At 48.7% G+C, this 15,972-nt stretch carries 13 protein-coding genes; 2 read left to right on the top strand and 11 right to left on the bottom strand.

Annotation, left to right across the window (positions count from 1 at the left end):
- Window positions 1-87 precede the first annotated feature (87 nt).
- From recR to DB48_RS14850, 8 genes are all read right to left on the bottom strand, one after another.
- Entirely contained in the window at window positions 88-687 is a 600-nt protein-coding gene (recR, locus tag DB48_RS14885; protein ID WP_041511019.1) for a recombination mediator RecR, read from the bottom strand.
- A gap of 2 nt (window positions 688-689) precedes the next feature.
- Window positions 690-1,019 carry a YbaB/EbfC family nucleoid-associated protein gene (locus tag DB48_RS14880; protein ID WP_011866032.1) on the bottom strand — a complete coding sequence of 110 codons (330 nt, stop codon included), beginning with the start codon at window positions 1,017-1,019 and terminating at the stop codon, window positions 690-692.
- 292 nt (window positions 1,020-1,311) lie between these two features.
- Window positions 1,312-4,632: a DNA polymerase III subunit gamma/tau gene (gene dnaX, locus DB48_RS14875; RefSeq protein ID WP_041511018.1), complete on the bottom strand. Its 3,321-nt coding sequence runs from the start codon at window positions 4,630-4,632 to the stop codon at window positions 1,312-1,314.
- A 599-nt stretch (window positions 4,633-5,231) separates the two neighbouring features.
- Window positions 5,232-5,786, bottom strand: a complete 555-nt coding sequence (apt, locus tag DB48_RS14870) for an adenine phosphoribosyltransferase (protein WP_041511017.1) — start codon at window positions 5,784-5,786, stop codon at window positions 5,232-5,234.
- A gap of 146 nt (window positions 5,787-5,932) precedes the next feature.
- Window positions 5,933-6,301: a YbaN family protein gene (locus tag DB48_RS14865; RefSeq protein ID WP_041511016.1), complete on the bottom strand. Its 369-nt coding sequence runs from the start codon at window positions 6,299-6,301 to the stop codon at window positions 5,933-5,935.
- Between the two features lie 299 nt (window positions 6,302-6,600).
- Window positions 6,601-7,344, bottom strand: a complete 744-nt coding sequence (locus tag DB48_RS14860; protein ID WP_041511015.1) for an HvfC family RiPP maturation protein — start codon at window positions 7,342-7,344, stop codon at window positions 6,601-6,603.
- Complete coding sequence (locus DB48_RS14855; protein ID WP_041511014.1) at window positions 7,345-8,181, bottom strand: HvfB family MNIO-type RiPP peptide maturase; 837 nt, start codon at window positions 8,179-8,181, stop codon at window positions 7,345-7,347. It abuts the gene before it with no gap.
- A gap of 103 nt (window positions 8,182-8,284) precedes the next feature.
- Window positions 8,285-8,695, bottom strand: a complete 411-nt coding sequence (locus DB48_RS14850; RefSeq protein WP_041511013.1) for an HvfA family oxazolone/thioamide-modified RiPP metallophore — start codon at window positions 8,693-8,695, stop codon at window positions 8,285-8,287.
- A gap of 450 nt (window positions 8,696-9,145) precedes the next feature.
- On the opposite strand from DB48_RS14850, the gene dusC reads away from it, so the two are divergent.
- Together dusC and DB48_RS14840 are read left to right on the top strand one after the other, a co-directional pair.
- Window positions 9,146-10,075, top strand: a complete 930-nt coding sequence (gene dusC, locus DB48_RS14845; RefSeq protein WP_041511012.1) for a tRNA dihydrouridine(16) synthase DusC — start codon at window positions 9,146-9,148, stop codon at window positions 10,073-10,075.
- 210 nt (window positions 10,076-10,285) lie between these two features.
- On the top strand, window positions 10,286-10,642 hold the full coding sequence (locus tag DB48_RS14840; protein WP_041511011.1) for a TraR/DksA family transcriptional regulator: 357 nt from the start codon (window positions 10,286-10,288) through the stop codon (window positions 10,640-10,642).
- Window positions 10,643-10,817: 175 nt separating this feature from the next.
- On the opposite strand, the gene DB48_RS14835 is transcribed toward DB48_RS14840, so the two are convergent.
- From DB48_RS14835 to DB48_RS14825, 3 genes are all read right to left on the bottom strand, one after another.
- Window positions 10,818-11,477, bottom strand: coding sequence for a hypothetical protein (locus DB48_RS14835; RefSeq protein WP_041511010.1), 660 nt, complete (start codon window positions 11,475-11,477; stop codon window positions 10,818-10,820).
- A gap of 73 nt (window positions 11,478-11,550) precedes the next feature.
- Window positions 11,551-14,169, bottom strand: a complete 2,619-nt coding sequence (locus DB48_RS14830; protein WP_041511009.1) for a TonB-dependent receptor plug domain-containing protein — start codon at window positions 14,167-14,169, stop codon at window positions 11,551-11,553.
- A gap of 589 nt (window positions 14,170-14,758) precedes the next feature.
- Complete coding sequence (locus DB48_RS14825) at window positions 14,759-15,673, bottom strand: hypothetical protein (RefSeq protein ID WP_041511008.1); 915 nt, start codon at window positions 15,671-15,673, stop codon at window positions 14,759-14,761.
- Window positions 15,674-15,972 lie beyond the last annotated feature (299 nt).

The raw sequence follows: 15,972 nt of genomic DNA, 5'->3' as shown, positions 1-15,972 counted from the left end.
AAGCCAAAAACAAGCAAAGGCGTTTATTTGCTCAAAAAAAATCCAGTTCATGATGAACTGGATTTTATCGATGAGCTTAATGCGCCCTTATAACGGGATGCGTCCATTAAAGGAGAGCGCCAGCGTGGTGCTGTCGACATATTCGAGCTCGCCGCCCACTGGCACACCGTGAGCGATACGGCTCACCTTGATCTCATGCTGTTTCGCCATATCGGCGATAAAGTGCGCCGTGGCATCCCCTTCCACCGTCGGGTTGGTGGCCAGGATAAGTTCGCTTACCTCGCCACTGGCCAGGTGGGTCTCGAGCAGACTCAAGCCCAGCTCGTCCGGCCCCACACCATCGAGCGGTGACAGATGCCCTAAGAGCACGAAATAACGCCCCGAGAAGTGGCCACCGGCTTCGATCGCCAATACATCGGCGGGCGTCTCGACCACACAGATCAAATCTGAGTTACCACGACGACTACTGGCGCAGATAGGACACAGGCTCTCTTCGGTGAAGGTACGACAGCTGCTGCAGTGCCCCACATCACTCATGGCGCTCGACAGCGCCTGGGCCAGCTTATGACCCGCCTTACGGTCGCGCTCTAGCAGTTGAAACGCCATTCGCTGCGCCGACTTGGGGCCAACCCCGGGCAGGCAGCGTAGCGACTGGATCAACTCGTCGACCAGGGGACTAAATTTCATCTTTAGAAAGGCATCTTCATGCCAGGTGGCAACTGCATGCCGCCTGTGACTTCTGCCATCTTCTCTTTCTGACTCTCTTCGACACGACGCGCCGCATCGTTGCAAGCTGCCGCTATCAGATCTTCAAGCATCTCTTTGTCATCTTCTAGCAGGCTTGGGTCGATCTCGACCTTACGTACACTGTGAGAGCCTGTCATAGTGACTTTAACAAGACCAGCGCCGGCTTCACCGGTCACTTCCATGCGTGCGATCTCTTCTTGCACCTTAGCCATCTTGTCTTGCATCATCTGGGCCTGTTTCATCAGGTTGCCCATACCGCCTTTTCCAAACATATCGAGTTCTCTTCAATATTAAAAAAACTGGCTAATCTTACTGAATTAGCACCAATAAGCAATCAAAGCTGATCACCAATCTAAAAACTTATGACACCACTAGCCTTTCCAGCGGGTCACACTGACGACTTGCACTAGTCATGACTTGCACGAATTATACATGCGTTAGTTACATGCGTTATTTACATGCGTTAGTTACATGCGTTATTTACATACGTTAGTTACATGCGTTATTTACATGCGTTAGTTACATGCGTTATTTACATGCGTTAGTTACATGCGTTAGTTATGACTAGTCGGCCGTCACAAAGTTCGACTTATCAATCAGCGCTATCGTCTGACCCCGCTTACCCAGTAGTTCGGGCAGATAAGTTAAACTGTCTGGCTCCATCTCGGCCTGCATCATCTGGGTCAACCACCGAATGTTTTCATCCTGCAATAACCCCTGGTGAGCCTGCTCAAGTAACTCACGATGAAAACGTTGACGGATCTCCAGCGGCGTCTCGCGCTCAGGCTCGACCCCGACGCTAAATTCAACCTGGCAACTGCCGCCCAGCGCCTTTGACAGCGCATCTTCCAGCTGACTAATGGCACCAGGCGCCGCCAGATGTTTCTGATTGGGTTTTAGCACCAGAGGCAGCGGCTCACTAAAGGCCTTACACACGGCATTGACCGCCAGCTGCCTTACCCGGCCGCCTATCTCCAGGGCCGACATCAAACGATACCATTTAAGATCCGTATCATGGCCGGTGATCTCATCTGTCACTAACGCCATTTGAGCCGCTTGCGCCACTTGACTGACGGGCTCTACTACTTGCTCTGCGCCTTGCACAGTACTTGGATTATCAGTCGCTGTGCTTTCAACTGAGCCTTGATTTTCAATAGCTTGTACACGGGAAGCATGCTCAGCAACAGGGGAGCTTTCCTGCACGCTGGCTTGCCCTGCAACATCCTGCACAGGGGCATGATTTGACTTAACTTGATGAGGTGCTTCATCGCCCGGGGCGACCATCTCTTGATTGCTTGCCTCTGGCGATACCCAAGGCGGCCTGTCTTCGTCGTTAAGATAGGCCACACTGTTTTCAGTTGCCTGGCTATTTTGCGTGTGTGTGACACTCTGGGATGGTGGCTCTGTCTCGTTAGTTTGAGCGCTTAAATCTTCTTCGCCGCTCAAGGCTGTTTCTTCGCCGCTCAAGACTGCTTTATCGCTCAGGGCTGATTTATCGCTCAGGGCTGTTGCTTCGCCGCTCAAGGCTGATTTATCGCTCAGGGCTGTTTCTTCGCTCAGGGCTGCTTGACTCGGGCGTTTTGGCGGCACGTAGGGCTGAGCGCCAAGCTGGCTTTCGCCCGCTTGCTCATCACTGTCAGCTTGGTCCTGGCTAGTCCCAGGAGTCTTAACCCCGACTAGGGGCTTTTTTGATGCGCTCTCCTTAGCCGCGTCCTCCTTAGCCGCATCTTGCTTAAGATCACTAAGAAGGTTCTGACGCGCGTTCAAAACCGCATCGAGCAGATCATCTTCTAACAGCTTGGGCGTCGATTCTTCATCAGCTGATGCCGCATCGGATGACACACCGCCAACGGGTGCATTTTCAATTATCGGAGCACTGCTAGCCTGAGCGGTGCCATTAGCCTGAATGGTACTGTCAACCTGAGTTGTGTTGTCAGTAGGCGTCGACGCCTCTTGGGCTGAAATTTCACCAGAGGCCTGACTATCCTGGCCCTGCTGATAGGCAAGGTAGGCTTCATAATCGCTGGGATCGCCAGACTCATCTTCATCAGCACTGAAATAGAGGTCATCGTAAAAACTGCCGTTTTCCTCTGCCGCTGAGCCGAGCTGCTCGGCTGATGAAGCGGCTTGCTCGACACTCTCTGCCGGCGTTTCTATCTCGCTAGCTTGAGTCACTTCATCGCTTGGTGCTGTCACGGCACTCAACGGCACCTCAACTTGAGACGCAGCCGCTTGAGGTTCTACTAGAGCCTCGCTGACAGGGCTTTGACTTACCGAGCCTTTATCTTCTAAGCCTTTATCTTCTGGGCTTTTATTTTCCAGGCTTGTCTCTGGCTGGCTAGACTCTAGGCTAGTTTCTTGGGAGCTAGGCGCTCGGTTCTGACCTTGATTATGGCCTTGGCTCTCGGCCTGGCTCAGGATTAGCTGCTGCTCGGCGAATAGATCTGATGCAGACTCATCGTCGTCCGCGTCATCATCAGAAGCGCAAGCCTCTGCTATTACCTTCTCATTCTGACTTGCCTTTTCTGCTGCATTGGCTTCTGTTGCACTTGCTACTGCTTCTGCTTCAGCTTCAACTTGAGATGCTTTTTCAGCCTCTTGTGAATTATCTATCGCAGGTTCGGCCTGAGGCGCAGGCTTTGAAGTAGCCTCTGACACAGCCTCTAGTACGGGTGCTAACTTTGATTCAGCTTCTGGTGCTGGTGCAACAGACTTCACAGGAGTCGGTGAGACCTCTTCGAGCTTGCTCAGCTCGGGTAACACGATCTCACTACCGACCTCACCCATCCAGCGCTGCACGGGCGCCTCGGGCACAAATGCCACGGCGCGCAGCAGGGCCATCTCGAGACCGGATTTAGGATCTGGCGCGTGGGGCAGGTCCTGGCGACCATTTAGCAATAATTGATAGTAGAGCTGTACCTGTTCGGATCTTAGCTGTTTGGCAAAGGCCTTTATCTGCTCGGCATATTGAGATAGCTGAGCGGCACTCGGCGCAAATTGGGTCAAAGTGATCTGATGCAGTAGTTCGAGCAGGCTGCGCAGCACCTCATGGGGATCGGCGCCAAAGGATAGCACCTCACCGGTGACGGTCAGCAACTTGTCGACATCACCATCGCACAAGGCCTTGAGCAAGACGATCACATGGTGCTCATCTATGGTGCCCAGCATGGTCTGAACCTGGTCAAGCCTCACCTGACCTGCCCCGAAGGCGATAGCCTGATCCGTTAAGCTCAAGGCGTCACGCATACTGCCATTGGCCGCCTTGGCAAGCAGTTTCACCGCACCATCGTCATAACCCACCTGTTCCCGAGCCAGGATATGGCCGAGCTGCACGCAGATCTCATCGAGGGTCAGGCTCTTAAGGTTAAATTGCAGACAGCGGGAGAGTACAGTTACCGGCAGACGCTGGGGATCTGTGGTCGCCAGCAGGAATTTAACATGTTCCGGCGGCTCTTCCAGGGTCTTTAGCAGGGCATTGAAGCTGCTACGGGAAAGCATGTGCACTTCATCGATCAGATACACCTTGAAGCGGCCGCGTGTCGGGCGGTACTGAACATTGTCCAGCAGCTCACGAGTGTCATCGACCTTGGTTCGCGACGCCGCATCCACCTCGATAAGATCCACAAAACGCCCCTGGGCGATCTCGACACAGCTGGCACATTGGCCACAGGGCGAAGCCGTCACGCCTTGCTCACAGTTCAGTCCCTTGGCAAATAGGCGGGCCAGACTCGTCTTACCTACCCCTCGGGTACCGGTAAACAGGTAAGCATGGTGTAGGCGATTTTGCGATAAGGCATTGGTTAGGGCATGTAGCACATGTGACTGACCGACGACTTGCTCAAATGTTGCAGGGCGCCATTTTCTGGCTAACACCTGATATGACATGGAACTCCCCAAGGTAGGTATCTAACACCAATCGTAATAAATAGTTGATCATGCTAGCTTGTTAAAACGCTCAATAACAGTATTAGTATTTTTAATTGTAGAATAACTACTTATCTAAAAATCCTGCTTTGTTCTCAAGCGTTTTTCCCGCACTACTTCTGATCACTTACTTACTGTGATTGGTATAACAATTACGAAGCACACTTCATGAATCAGCAAACAATAACATGCCGGCGGCTATCTCGCTAGCAAGCTAAGCGCTTAGCGAGCCTTAATTTATCTTTGCCCCGACAGCTTGCGGTATGTTTAACCTATCCAGGCCTTTAGGCGACTAAATTAGGTCGATTACCCAGCCCACTAAACCCGCAGTTTAGGAAAATACGGCACAATTTTTAGCCGGCTCCAGTCGCCGATATTTGGCCTTTCTCTGTGCCTCTATTCATCACGTTTTAAGCCGAGCGGTTAAGATCGCATGTCAGCTTCAATCGCGACAGCTAAGCCCAGATAGCAAAATGCCGCGGCATTGCCACGGCATTTATAGAGTGAGCATCACTCATCACGACCTATGCTCACCGAGTCAGGCGATATTATTCGCCTTATTACTCGCCTTCGAACTCACATAGTGTCATCAATGAGAGGCCCATCTCGGCAAGACGATGCTCGCCGCCAAGCTCTGGCAGAGAGATCACAAACGCCGCATGCTCAACCTCTCCGCCCAGCTGACGGATAAGCTTAACGGTGGCCTCGATTGTGCCGCCTGTGGCAAGCAGATCATCGACAACTAATACCTTATCGCCGGCCTTAATGGCATCGGTATGGATCTCCAGCATGTCATGGCCATATTCCAGCTCATAACTCTCAGAGATAGTTTCACGCGGCAGTTTACCCGGCTTACGCACAGGCACGAAACCGACGCCAAGCTCTAACGCCAGAGGCGCACCGAAAAGGAAACCACGTGCCTCGGTGCCCACCACTTTGGTCACACCAAGATCTTTATAGCGCTCAACAAACAGGGCAATCGTCGCCTGATAGGCCGCTGGGTCTTCCATTAAACTGGTTACATCGCGAAACATGATCCCTGGTTTCGGATAATCTGGAATTGTCTTAATGCTCTGCTTGATCAAGGCTAACTTGTCTGTATTCATTACTACCATCTTTTTCGTTTGAGCCCTTAAAAAGGACAAACTGGCCATAGGGCCAGTTTTGACTAGAATTTTCGGCTAAAGCTTAAGCTCCTTTGGTATGGGTTGCAACAGCGAATGTCACAAAGCTTAACCAAACTCACCGCCCATATTCACAATCAGTCATCTAATTCGGGAATTTGCCTAAGGTAAAGCAGCAAGCCTGTCAGCATACCCAGCAGCATCAACTTCACCCACAGCAGCGGTACCAAAACAATGCTCACGCTGAAACTGAGACAGGTGGCGATATAGGCCTTGCGCTTCAAACCACGGCGAATGGCGCGCTCGTTGTGCCAGTTCTGCAGCGCATCGGCAAACCAGGGGTGGGTCATCAACCAGCCATGGAGACGTTCACTCGAGCGGGCAAAACAGAAGGCCGCTAGCAAGATAAAAGGCACAGTCGGCAAAAGCGGAACGGCGATGCCTAGCAGGCCCAAAAACAGACTGCTAAGGCCTATGAGTAAATAGAAGCCCCGCTTGATGACCATGAATTCCTCGCATAAAAAAACCACTCATAAATGAGTGGTTAGTATACCTGAGTTCGCTCGTTAGGCTAGATGCTTAAGAGATCAGGTTTAGGTGTTTCAACCATGACAGGGTAGCTGGCAGCGTAGGCAACATCATTACCAGCAAGAAACCAAGAAAATAAACAAAATTAAACGGGTCTTTAAACGGCTGACTCATACTTTCCTCACTCATGATTGACAACTTTTATTGATCTAGATCAATTTTCGCCGCCATTATAGAGACAAGCCAGCACGATAGAAAGGACTAATTTGGACAAATTTTATCTCGCGGCGACCACTATCCCCCGCTCGGCCATATCCGCTAGCAGCTGCCTACAGCCTTCCACAATCTGCTGCCTGGGCATCTGCTGGTAGAGCTGGGTTAACCAGTCACACAAGGCCGTAAAGCCGACACCATCTTGTTGACCTATGTAGGCAAGTACCTGAGCGGCAAGCGGATTAAGCTGCAAGAAACACACTTCATCACTCTTATCCCGATAGAGGCAGAAAAAGTTCGGCTGCTCACTGGGCACCTCGGGACGATAGTCTGGGCTGATGCGCTGCACCTCAAAATGATATTGCGCCACACGGGCGGCCAGGCTTAACGCCAGCGGGCGCGCTTCTATGCTTTGTGCATCCAGGCGTTGGGATTGTCTATCATCGGGTGCCGTGGCAACCACCAGCTCCAACCATTCGTAGTGAGCCAGCTCGAGCATGAAGGCCGGGTCTTGCTCGCTCATCTGATATTCGTTTTGCAAGAACAGCAAAAACTCCTGGGCAATTTCGATGAAAATTGGCGTCTGGCAGTCGTGTGTGGCAAAAAAACGCTGAACGAGTGCCTGCCAGATCTCTTCCTCATACAGGGAGCAGAGCACGGGAAAACCGCTGGCGACAAAGCCCTTCACATTGTTAAAAAACAGCTCGCGATAGATCCCCATGCGTCTGGCATCTGTCCCCTGCGGCAGGGGCGATGAGGGATCTTTGATGTAATCGATGAACGACTGTTGAACTTGGGTAAAACTCATTTAGGCACTCCGGTGACTGGGCTGCAATGCCTGGGCCTGATAGTCGTGTATCCTATTGATCTCTTTTAGCAACTCTGCGGTGGCGGGAATATTAAAGTCGCGCTCGAGCAAGGTTGGAAACACGCCGTGGGTCTGATAGCAAAGCGCTAACAAGCGCCAGACGGGATCGATAACATCGCTGCCATGGGTATCAACCTTAAGATCCTCCGCCTCATCGTAATGACCGGCAATATGCAGGTAGGCGATGCGTTCACTGGGCATGGCCTTCAGGAAGGCCTCGGCGTCATATTGATGATTAATCGAATTAACATAGATGTTATTCACATCCAGCAGCAGTCGACAATCCGCCTCTTCCAGCACGGCATTGACAAACTCACACTCACTCATCTCGCTACCGGGCGCGGCGTAGAAAGAGACATTTTCCAAGATGAAGGGGCGCTCAAGAATGTCCTGAACCTGTTCAATACGCTTGGCAACATGACGCACCGCCTCATGGGTAAAGGGGATAGGCATCAAGTCATACAGATGGCCCTTGCCCGAGCAGTAACTTAGGTGCTCCGAATAGATATCGATACCATGATAGTCGAGAAAGGTTTTAACCTGCTTGACGAAACGCGTATCTAGGGGCTCAGGACTACCGATAGAGAGCGACAGCCCGTGGCAGAAAAACTTGTGCTTCTCGGTTAACTGCCTAAATTGACGGCCAAACTTACCGCCAAGTGTCATCCAGTTCTCAGGCGCCACCTCGAAAAAATCAATGGCACTTGGAACCGACTGGCAAAATTCATTGAGCATCTCGCGGCGCAGGCCCAGGCCCACCTTTGCTTGTGTCATCATCACCTTACCTCTAGTGAATAAATGGACTCGTTTGCCCCTGGCTAAAAAGAATTAGGCCAGTAAATACTGGCCTAATCGACATGGGCAAATGCCTTAAGGCCTATTACTTATGGCCGCCACACTTGCCTTCTTTACCTTTCTTCATTCCTTCGCCACACTTGCCCTCTTTGGCCTTCATGTTCTCGCCGCACTTACCCTCTTTCTGAGCCTTCATCTGAGCGCCGCACTTACCTTCACCACACTTACCTTCTTTGGCGCCTTTCTTCATCTCTTCGCCACACTTGCCTTCTTTCATGGCTTTCTGCTGCGCGCCACATTTACCCTCTTTGGCACCCTTCTTCATGTTCTCGCCACACTTGCCTTCGCCACACTTACCTTCACCATCGGCGATCTGGTAACCAGCTTGCATTTCACTGTAACCAAATGGATTAGCTTGAGCCTGCGCCGCAAACGCGCTACCAACAAACACAGTGCCTAACGCTACAGCAACAGCAGTATTCTTAACTAATTTCATAATCTCTTCCTTTGTTGATCTCTTATATGCAATGGTTTGCCAACATCAGTGCGTTGCTGGCTCGGATAATATGACCCGGCGCCCAAGCTTTTTATTTCAAAAAACTTATCAGGCATCACATTTATGACCCAAATTATGTGTTAGCGCAAGCACCCTGTTGGCAATAATCGATTGATCTCACGCCAATATCGACTAAATTCTCACGCCAATATCGACTAAAAGTCGATAAGGCGATCATCTACGACCAAAGATGCTCACATCCAACCCACAAGATTGGCCAAGCCCCAGAATAAAGCCCCCTCTTACCCTCACACAGGCTTTGTATCTGCCAGACGCTTGACGTAGAATAAGCGCCCTTTTATTTGGCCGGGCATATAGCAGTACGCAAGTCATGGCCAACAGGTTCACCATTTAGGCCCCGCGCCTTGAATTAATGAGAAAACGATAATCATGCGTGTCATATTAGCCCCGATGGAAGGCGTCGCCGACGCCCCGATGCGAGCCCTGCTAACCAGCGTTGGCGGCTATGACATGGTGATCAGCGAATTTATTCGCGTCGTCGATCAGCTACTGCCTGAAAAAGTCTTCTACCGACTCTGCGCCGAACTGAAATATCAATGTAAAACCGCCTCCGGCACCCCGGTACGCCTGCAACTGCTGGGACAGGAACCCAACTGGATGGCCGAAAATGCCATTCGCGCCGTCGAGCTAGGTTCTCGCGGCGTGGATCTTAACTATGGCTGCCCGGCACCTATGGTTAATCGCAGTAAAGGCGGCGCGGCACTATTAAAGGAGCCGGAGACCATCTACCGGGTGACCCAGGCCGTCAGGCAGGCGGTGCCAAAGGACAAACCCGTGTCGGCCAAGATCCGTCTGGGGTGGGATGACAAGAGCCGCTGCACCGAGATCGCCCAGGCCATCGAAGCTGCCGGCGCCACCGAACTCACGGTACACGCCCGCACTAAAGAGGAGGCCTATCGGCCACCGGCCCACTGGGAATATATAGCGCAGATCAAATCGGTGACCTCCCTGCCCATCATCGCTAACGGTGAGATCTGGGGCAGAGAAGATTACCTCAAATGCCGAGAGGCCAGCGGCTGTGATGATGTCATGCTAGGACGTGGCGCCCTGACCATTCCTAACCTGGCGCACGTGGTTAAAGGTCAGCAGGCCCCCATGCCTTGGGCTGTGGTTTTGGCGCTACTGCTGCAGTATTCGGAATTTGAGATCGTCAGCGAGAAAGAGAAATACTATCCGGCGCGTATCAAACAGTGGCTCAGGTTTATCGCCCGTCACTATGAAGAGGGCGAAGCCCTGTTCCGTCAGGTACGTGTACTTAAAGATACCCAGAGTATCTTATCCCTGCTGCGTAGCAGCTAACACTCACCCTATGCCCTTCTGTCGCGTCTGCTAACCCTCCCTAACGTAAGGCGCGACAAAAAACTAGCCCAGTCTCGCCTTAACTGGTCTGATCTTTACATCCCTAAATGAGATTCACCATAAAAGTCACCGACTTTTGATCTTAGTCATAGCTAAGACGCCCAAGCGGTTTAGACTGATTATCTAAGAATATCAACTAGGCAATGATTTGTGAGCAGATCCCATATCAGACATGAACTGTCGGTGCTTGAAGCGAATCTCAGGAAAGAGTTAGGTACCCTGCTGGCATTACATCAAATAACGCTCGATACCCAGCAGCTTTCGCTGACCTCACTAATAGACGAGATGACCTCAGCCAAATTGGCCGACGAACCGCTATTTATCAAGCTAACCCAACTCGATGCAGCGCTATGCCAGCTCGACCTTGGACTCTACGGCCTATGTTCAGACTGCGAGGCCGATATCGAAGCCGAGCGGCTCAACGCCAACCCGCTTGAGCAGCGCTGCACCCAGTGCGCCGCCGATTACTCCCACGAGCATAGGCACGAGCTCAGGCTCACCCACTAGGCATTAGCGTAGTACTACAAAACTGATAAATAGCAGTTTTGTAGCACTACTTCACTTCCAAGCTTAATTCATTTTAAATTGCATCAATACAAAAATACGCTAAAACACATAGATTAATATGCTTTAGCGTAATAAAAATAGACAAAGTAATTTAACTATTGAACATGTCTTTTTCCTAATTTATTATGCAGTCTCTACCACACCCGCCCCATTCTTTCACCGTCACGGATGTATTTTTAGTTACTTGTTGCTCAAGAACTGGATAACCCAAATTATAGTAATATCCTTCATCATTATTATAGACTTTTACACCACCATCCCACACTTTCAAAGATACGTTATACTTGTAGCCTCCAGGAGCCGTCGTAACTAAAGTGCCAGATGTATTCTTCTGAACAACACCATTCAAGGTCCACTGATACCTTATAGAATTGTTTTCAAAGTCGTCAACTTTGGCAGTGAAAATCAACTTAGTCTCACCACCTTGCCATGTTGTATCTTGATAAACAGAAATATCTACTTTAGGTATATGATTAGTCACGTTAATAAATTTATAAGTGTCATCTACATAATCACAATTATGATATGCTGATGCCCATCCATTTATTACATACCTTCTATCTAGCAGCTCATACCCATCATAATACTCTGGAACTGATGGTCCGAGTAATCCTTTGAAATCTAATGTTTTTGGCGCGCCGGAACCCGTAGCTATATAATAACACTGTACAACATTAAACACTGGGTAGTCTTCACTAACAAGTTCTAACTCCGCAGATATAACACTTTTAGAAAGAATTAAAATAGAACCAAGCAAAACAACTTTTTTTAACATAATTATTTCCTTATATTACATATCAAAAATTATGCACCTTCATTCGAAGGTGCATCGTTGTTATAGAGTTAATTTAGAACTTCTGTGTATAAGAGGCTGTGTAAGTTCGACCATACAAGTTATACAGCGCTGAATCGTATGCTAAGTTGGAATCCAATACTGGATCTTCGTTAGTTAAGTTGCGAATACCCAACGCAAACTTACCACTCCACGGCGCCATATAGTTATAGCTTAGGTCAAAGGTAGTTTGAGAAGGTAGACTACCAATCTCTTCAAACGTTGTAGGATCTGTGGTTTCCGCCTGACCAGCAATATGTTGGGTCAATAATGACACCCCATGGTCGCCATAGGTCCAATCAATTACCCATGTGAAGCGATAATCAGGCAAACCATTACGTCCAACCATATTGTTTACAGGACCATCAAAGTACTCTTCATCTTCATATGTAAGAACATAGGTCAAATCAAAACTTGAGCCAAAGTCACCAATTGACGTTTCAATTGGAGCTAAGGACAAGTTGAAGTCAATACCCGACGTATCGAAGCCATTACCGTTAACCAGTGGTGTGGTCGCTTCGAGAATCTTACCGTCTGGACTGTCACCGGCACGAATAATTTCACCTCGAGATAGATTGCCGTAACCGACTTTTGCTTCTTCTCTTAACAGCGAATCTAGAGATACGAAGGTGATCACATCATCAATTGATAAGCTGTAGTACTCAACTTTAGTGCTTAAGCTGTCTGTGATGTTCCAGATAACACCCACGTTGTAAAAATCTGACGTCTCAGGGCCAAGATCTTCATTTGCTGTGCGAGTCACGTCATATTGAGTCGAACGACAATCGGAAGGTGCAGTGCCCTGCAACTCACAATAATGATAGTCTGTCGCATAATCAGCACTGAAAGAGTCCGCTGCATACAAATCTGAGAGTGCAGGCGCCCTAAAACCTTGTCCCCAAGAACCACGTATAACCAGGTTATCTAATGCTTGATAACGTAGTGCGACTTTCGGTGTGGTCGCGGTACCGAAGTCTGAGTAATTATCGTAACGGAAAGCAAGGTTCAGCTCTAAATCATCGGTAATTGGCAAAATAGATTCACCAAACAACGCGAATACATCACGATCACCACCCGAACCGTTACCTGAAGAACCAATAACCTCCCCAGCTGCTGATTCTGCATCTACCTTAGACTTGTACTTATACTGCATAAATTCAGAACCGAAGTACCAACCCACTAATCCACCGGGTAGCTCTAACGCTTCAAAGTTTATGCCTGCATTAACACTTTGAAACTCCATGATATCTTGAGCTAAAGTATCGTGTGAAATAGCCGCTACAACATCGGCACTATTGCCTTCAGGGCCAAAATTAAACTCACCGCTCTTCACCAACGCTTCCACTGTTGGACGGTGAACATAACCCGTACCATAGTTGCTGTTTTCCGCTAGGTTATAGTGATAGGTAAAATCCCAACCAAAGCTATTGTGTTCGCCAACTAAACCAAGCTGAATATCCGTGCTGTAGTCAATCGTCGTGGAATCACGTGTTCCCACATCAGTGAAACGATAGTAAACTCGACCGGCATTTTCATTTTTAGTGGTATTAATATAGTTGCCATCGGCATCATAGTTCTGAACGTCTAGCTGACCTGCGTCAACGTTAAACCAACCTGCAGCAGGCGCGTAACGACCAAAGGTTTCGTTGCGGCTAAATAAGCCTTGACCTTCGAAACGGATCTCATCAGAGATCTCGTAATCTGCAGTAACATAACCCGCGGTATACTGACGAGCGGCGTGATCTGCTGCTTCAGAGGTATAGTCATAACCGCAGATAAAGTCACCATCACCATAATCATAGACATGACCGCCACCGACCATTTTTTCGTTGTCACAAGCAGCCATCGGCTTGAACTGGAATGTAGTCATATCCAGGAAGTTACGAGCGTAGGCTGATACCCCTGTAGTATCGGCATACTTATCGGCTAACACGTTAGTAGAGCTTGAAAACCAACGATCACGTTGATAGATAATCTCTCGATTTTGGTGCTCAAATGAGAACGTTAAACTTCCTTTGTCGCTCGTGGTTCCACCAACAACGTGTGCTTTCCATTCCTCACCACCAGGTTGATCTGGACTAGTACCCGTTGCCGAAACCTCGAGACCTTCAAAGCCTTTTTTCAAAATAATATTGACTACGCCAGCAACCGCGTCCGAACCATAAACAGCGGAGGCTCCATCGGTAAGCACTTCAATACGTTCAATCGCTGCTGTAGGGATTGTATTAAGGTTTACAGCAGTACCCCCCATAGTCGGTGAACCCGGCATACGTTTACCGTTTAGCAGCACCAAGGTGCGATCTGCTCCAGCACCACGAAGAGAGATGTTGGCCTGACTTTGCCAGGTACTACCTGATGATTCAGAGAACGAACCGAAAGTGTTTAAATTACTACGGCGCAATACGTCAGCAATTGACATCTCACCTGTCTTCTCAATATCGGCCACACTTATCGTCGTTACCGGAGAAGAACCTTCCATATCAGTTCTTTTAATACGCGAGCCAGTGACTTCGATACGTTCTACTTTATCGCTTTGCTCTTCAGCAATTGCGATACCAGATAAAGCTAGGCTAGATGTCGCCGCGGCAAATAAGCCTACGCGAACCGCCTTTGCAGTTAAGGTCAAAGAGTTCATATGTTTCCCTCATAATACGAAATCAGAAAAATCCAGTTTCGATCATTAATATATTTTTTATTTTTAAATTAAGAAGAATGTCCTTCGGTGAAGATATTGTGAAAAAACAACAAACAAGTCAACGCTGTTAACAACAAAATAACCAGGATGATAATAATTGATACAAAAGGATAATAAAAAACAACATCACAGCGTTACACCAAACCACACAAATAATTGATAAACAGCGATTTTCACCAGCCTACACTCTAATTAAAAATAACGTAAGAACATAGCCAGATAAATGTCACAACTTAATACATCTGTATTTTTTATGTTTAAATTATTAAATAAAGATCAACAAAAAATCAAAAACAAACAAGAAGGCAACAATGTAAAATATTGTATCGAGACAGTAAGTAAGAGTAAGCAATTAGATTTAACAAAGGAAAGTTAAAAAACCATTTATCAGGCACCTTTGCTTTTATTTAAAAGCAAACTACCCCCCCATTAAATTCACAAAGAGTGTATTAAGAACATTTAACCAGACAATAAAAGGTAATAAAGAAGAGATTAAGACTAAATGAGGACTCACTTAGTCTTAAATATGTTAAAGGGCAATTTTTGCGAAATAAATAGCGCAAGTACCTTCGTGGGAGGAGTAATAGCTCAGCATTAATGTATCATCTTTCAGCACGACACCTGCGTAGCTGGTATCGCCACCCGAGGGCAGAGTCAGTAGCTCCTCTATCTGAGCCGTTTGCCGATCGATCGCCACAAGAGAGGTGCGCACTCTGTCGTCATACAGGCGTACCACGCCATAGAGCTTACTCTGATAGAGAAAAGTAACAGGTCCCCCCACGCGACAATTTGTCGCTTGCCAACGCCACTGGGTATAGGGTGGCTCTGACTCACCCAGTAATGCACGCTCATCGGTCTGCCAAAGCGGGTCCCGGCGCAGCAGGCAGATCGCCTTATCATACTCATCGAACACTAGACCAGACTCATTCACATAGCCCGCCTGACTCAACTTTTCCACCAGGGGCTGAAAATCCCTGTCTGCATCACTTTTATATAGCGCCGCATAGCCGTCATGTTCATGACACAAATAGGCGATGCCATACAAGTGTCCCTTGTGCGGCGTGATGCGCCATAACCACTCTTTCTCTTTCACCAGCGCCTTGGGGGCGAACCAATGCTCACCATCGTGGGATTGCCAGCAATAGGAGCGCATGCCTTCGCCCTTCCCCTCATGCATAGCGCCGCCTCCAAACAGCAGTAGTCTGTCATTGTCGGCCACCAGCTTACCGTCTCTGAGATCGGCAAAGTCGACATCGACAAGGGCGACACTCTGCCAGTCTTGCCCCTCGTTATCGGATCTGAGGATCCGCAGCGCACCGTCGGGCGACACATGGGCACTGGCCTGACGAAATACGCAATACAGCTTGTTTTTAAAGCGCACCAGATCCGTAAAGGCGTTGTGGGGCGAAGCGTCCCAAATCTTGGCTACTGAGATCAGTTTCATGTTTTTCTCCGCACATTGATTGCATTAATGATGGCCGACTAAAATGATGGCCGAATAAGGTGCGTGACTCAAGCCAAGACACAGTTTAAAAACAGTCTATAGCCAATGGCTAAGGTCAGGATCTGCGCAAGCACCACTACCAACATGACTAGGCCCTGTTGATCTTTCGCGTTCATTTTTGCTGCATTCTGTATCGCTTTTATACAAGGCAGGGCGATTGTAATGTAGTGCACTACATCAATGAGCGATAACGCAGTAGAAAAATGATACAGACATAAAAAAAGCCTCACTCTCAAAGG

The organism is Shewanella sp. cp20, from assembly GCF_000832025.1.
GTDB lineage: Bacteria > Pseudomonadota > Gammaproteobacteria > Enterobacterales > Shewanellaceae > Shewanella.
This window is presented reverse-complemented; position numbering and strand designations above follow the sequence as displayed.

Coding starts and splice junctions, on each gene's coding strand:
- DB48_RS14865 (WP_041511016.1), bottom strand. CDS start 6,301: ATGGTCATCAAGCGGGGCTTCTATTTACTCATAGGCCTTAGCAGTCTG.
- apt (WP_041511017.1), bottom strand. CDS start 5,786: ATGGTAGTAATGAATACAGACAAGTTAGCCTTGATCAAGCAGAGCATT.
- DB48_RS14860 (WP_041511015.1), bottom strand. CDS start 7,344: ATGAGTTTTACCCAAGTTCAACAGTCGTTCATCGATTACATCAAAGAT.
- DB48_RS14825 (WP_041511008.1), bottom strand. CDS start 15,673: ATGAAACTGATCTCAGTAGCCAAGATTTGGGACGCTTCGCCCCACAAC.
- DB48_RS14855 (WP_041511014.1), bottom strand. CDS start 8,181: ATGATGACACAAGCAAAGGTGGGCCTGGGCCTGCGCCGCGAGATGCTC.
- dusC (WP_041511012.1), top strand. CDS start 9,146: ATGCGTGTCATATTAGCCCCGATGGAAGGCGTCGCCGACGCCCCGATG.
- recR (WP_041511019.1), bottom strand. CDS start 687: ATGAAATTTAGTCCCCTGGTCGACGAGTTGATCCAGTCGCTACGCTGC.
- DB48_RS14835 (WP_041511010.1), bottom strand. CDS start 11,477: ATGTTAAAAAAAGTTGTTTTGCTTGGTTCTATTTTAATTCTTTCTAAA.
- DB48_RS14830 (WP_041511009.1), bottom strand. CDS start 14,169: ATGAACTCTTTGACCTTAACTGCAAAGGCGGTTCGCGTAGGCTTATTT.
- dnaX (WP_041511018.1), bottom strand. CDS start 4,632: ATGTCATATCAGGTGTTAGCCAGAAAATGGCGCCCTGCAACATTTGAG.
- DB48_RS14880 (WP_011866032.1), bottom strand. CDS start 1,019: ATGTTTGGAAAAGGCGGTATGGGCAACCTGATGAAACAGGCCCAGATG.
- DB48_RS14850 (WP_041511013.1), bottom strand. CDS start 8,695: ATGAAATTAGTTAAGAATACTGCTGTTGCTGTAGCGTTAGGCACTGTG.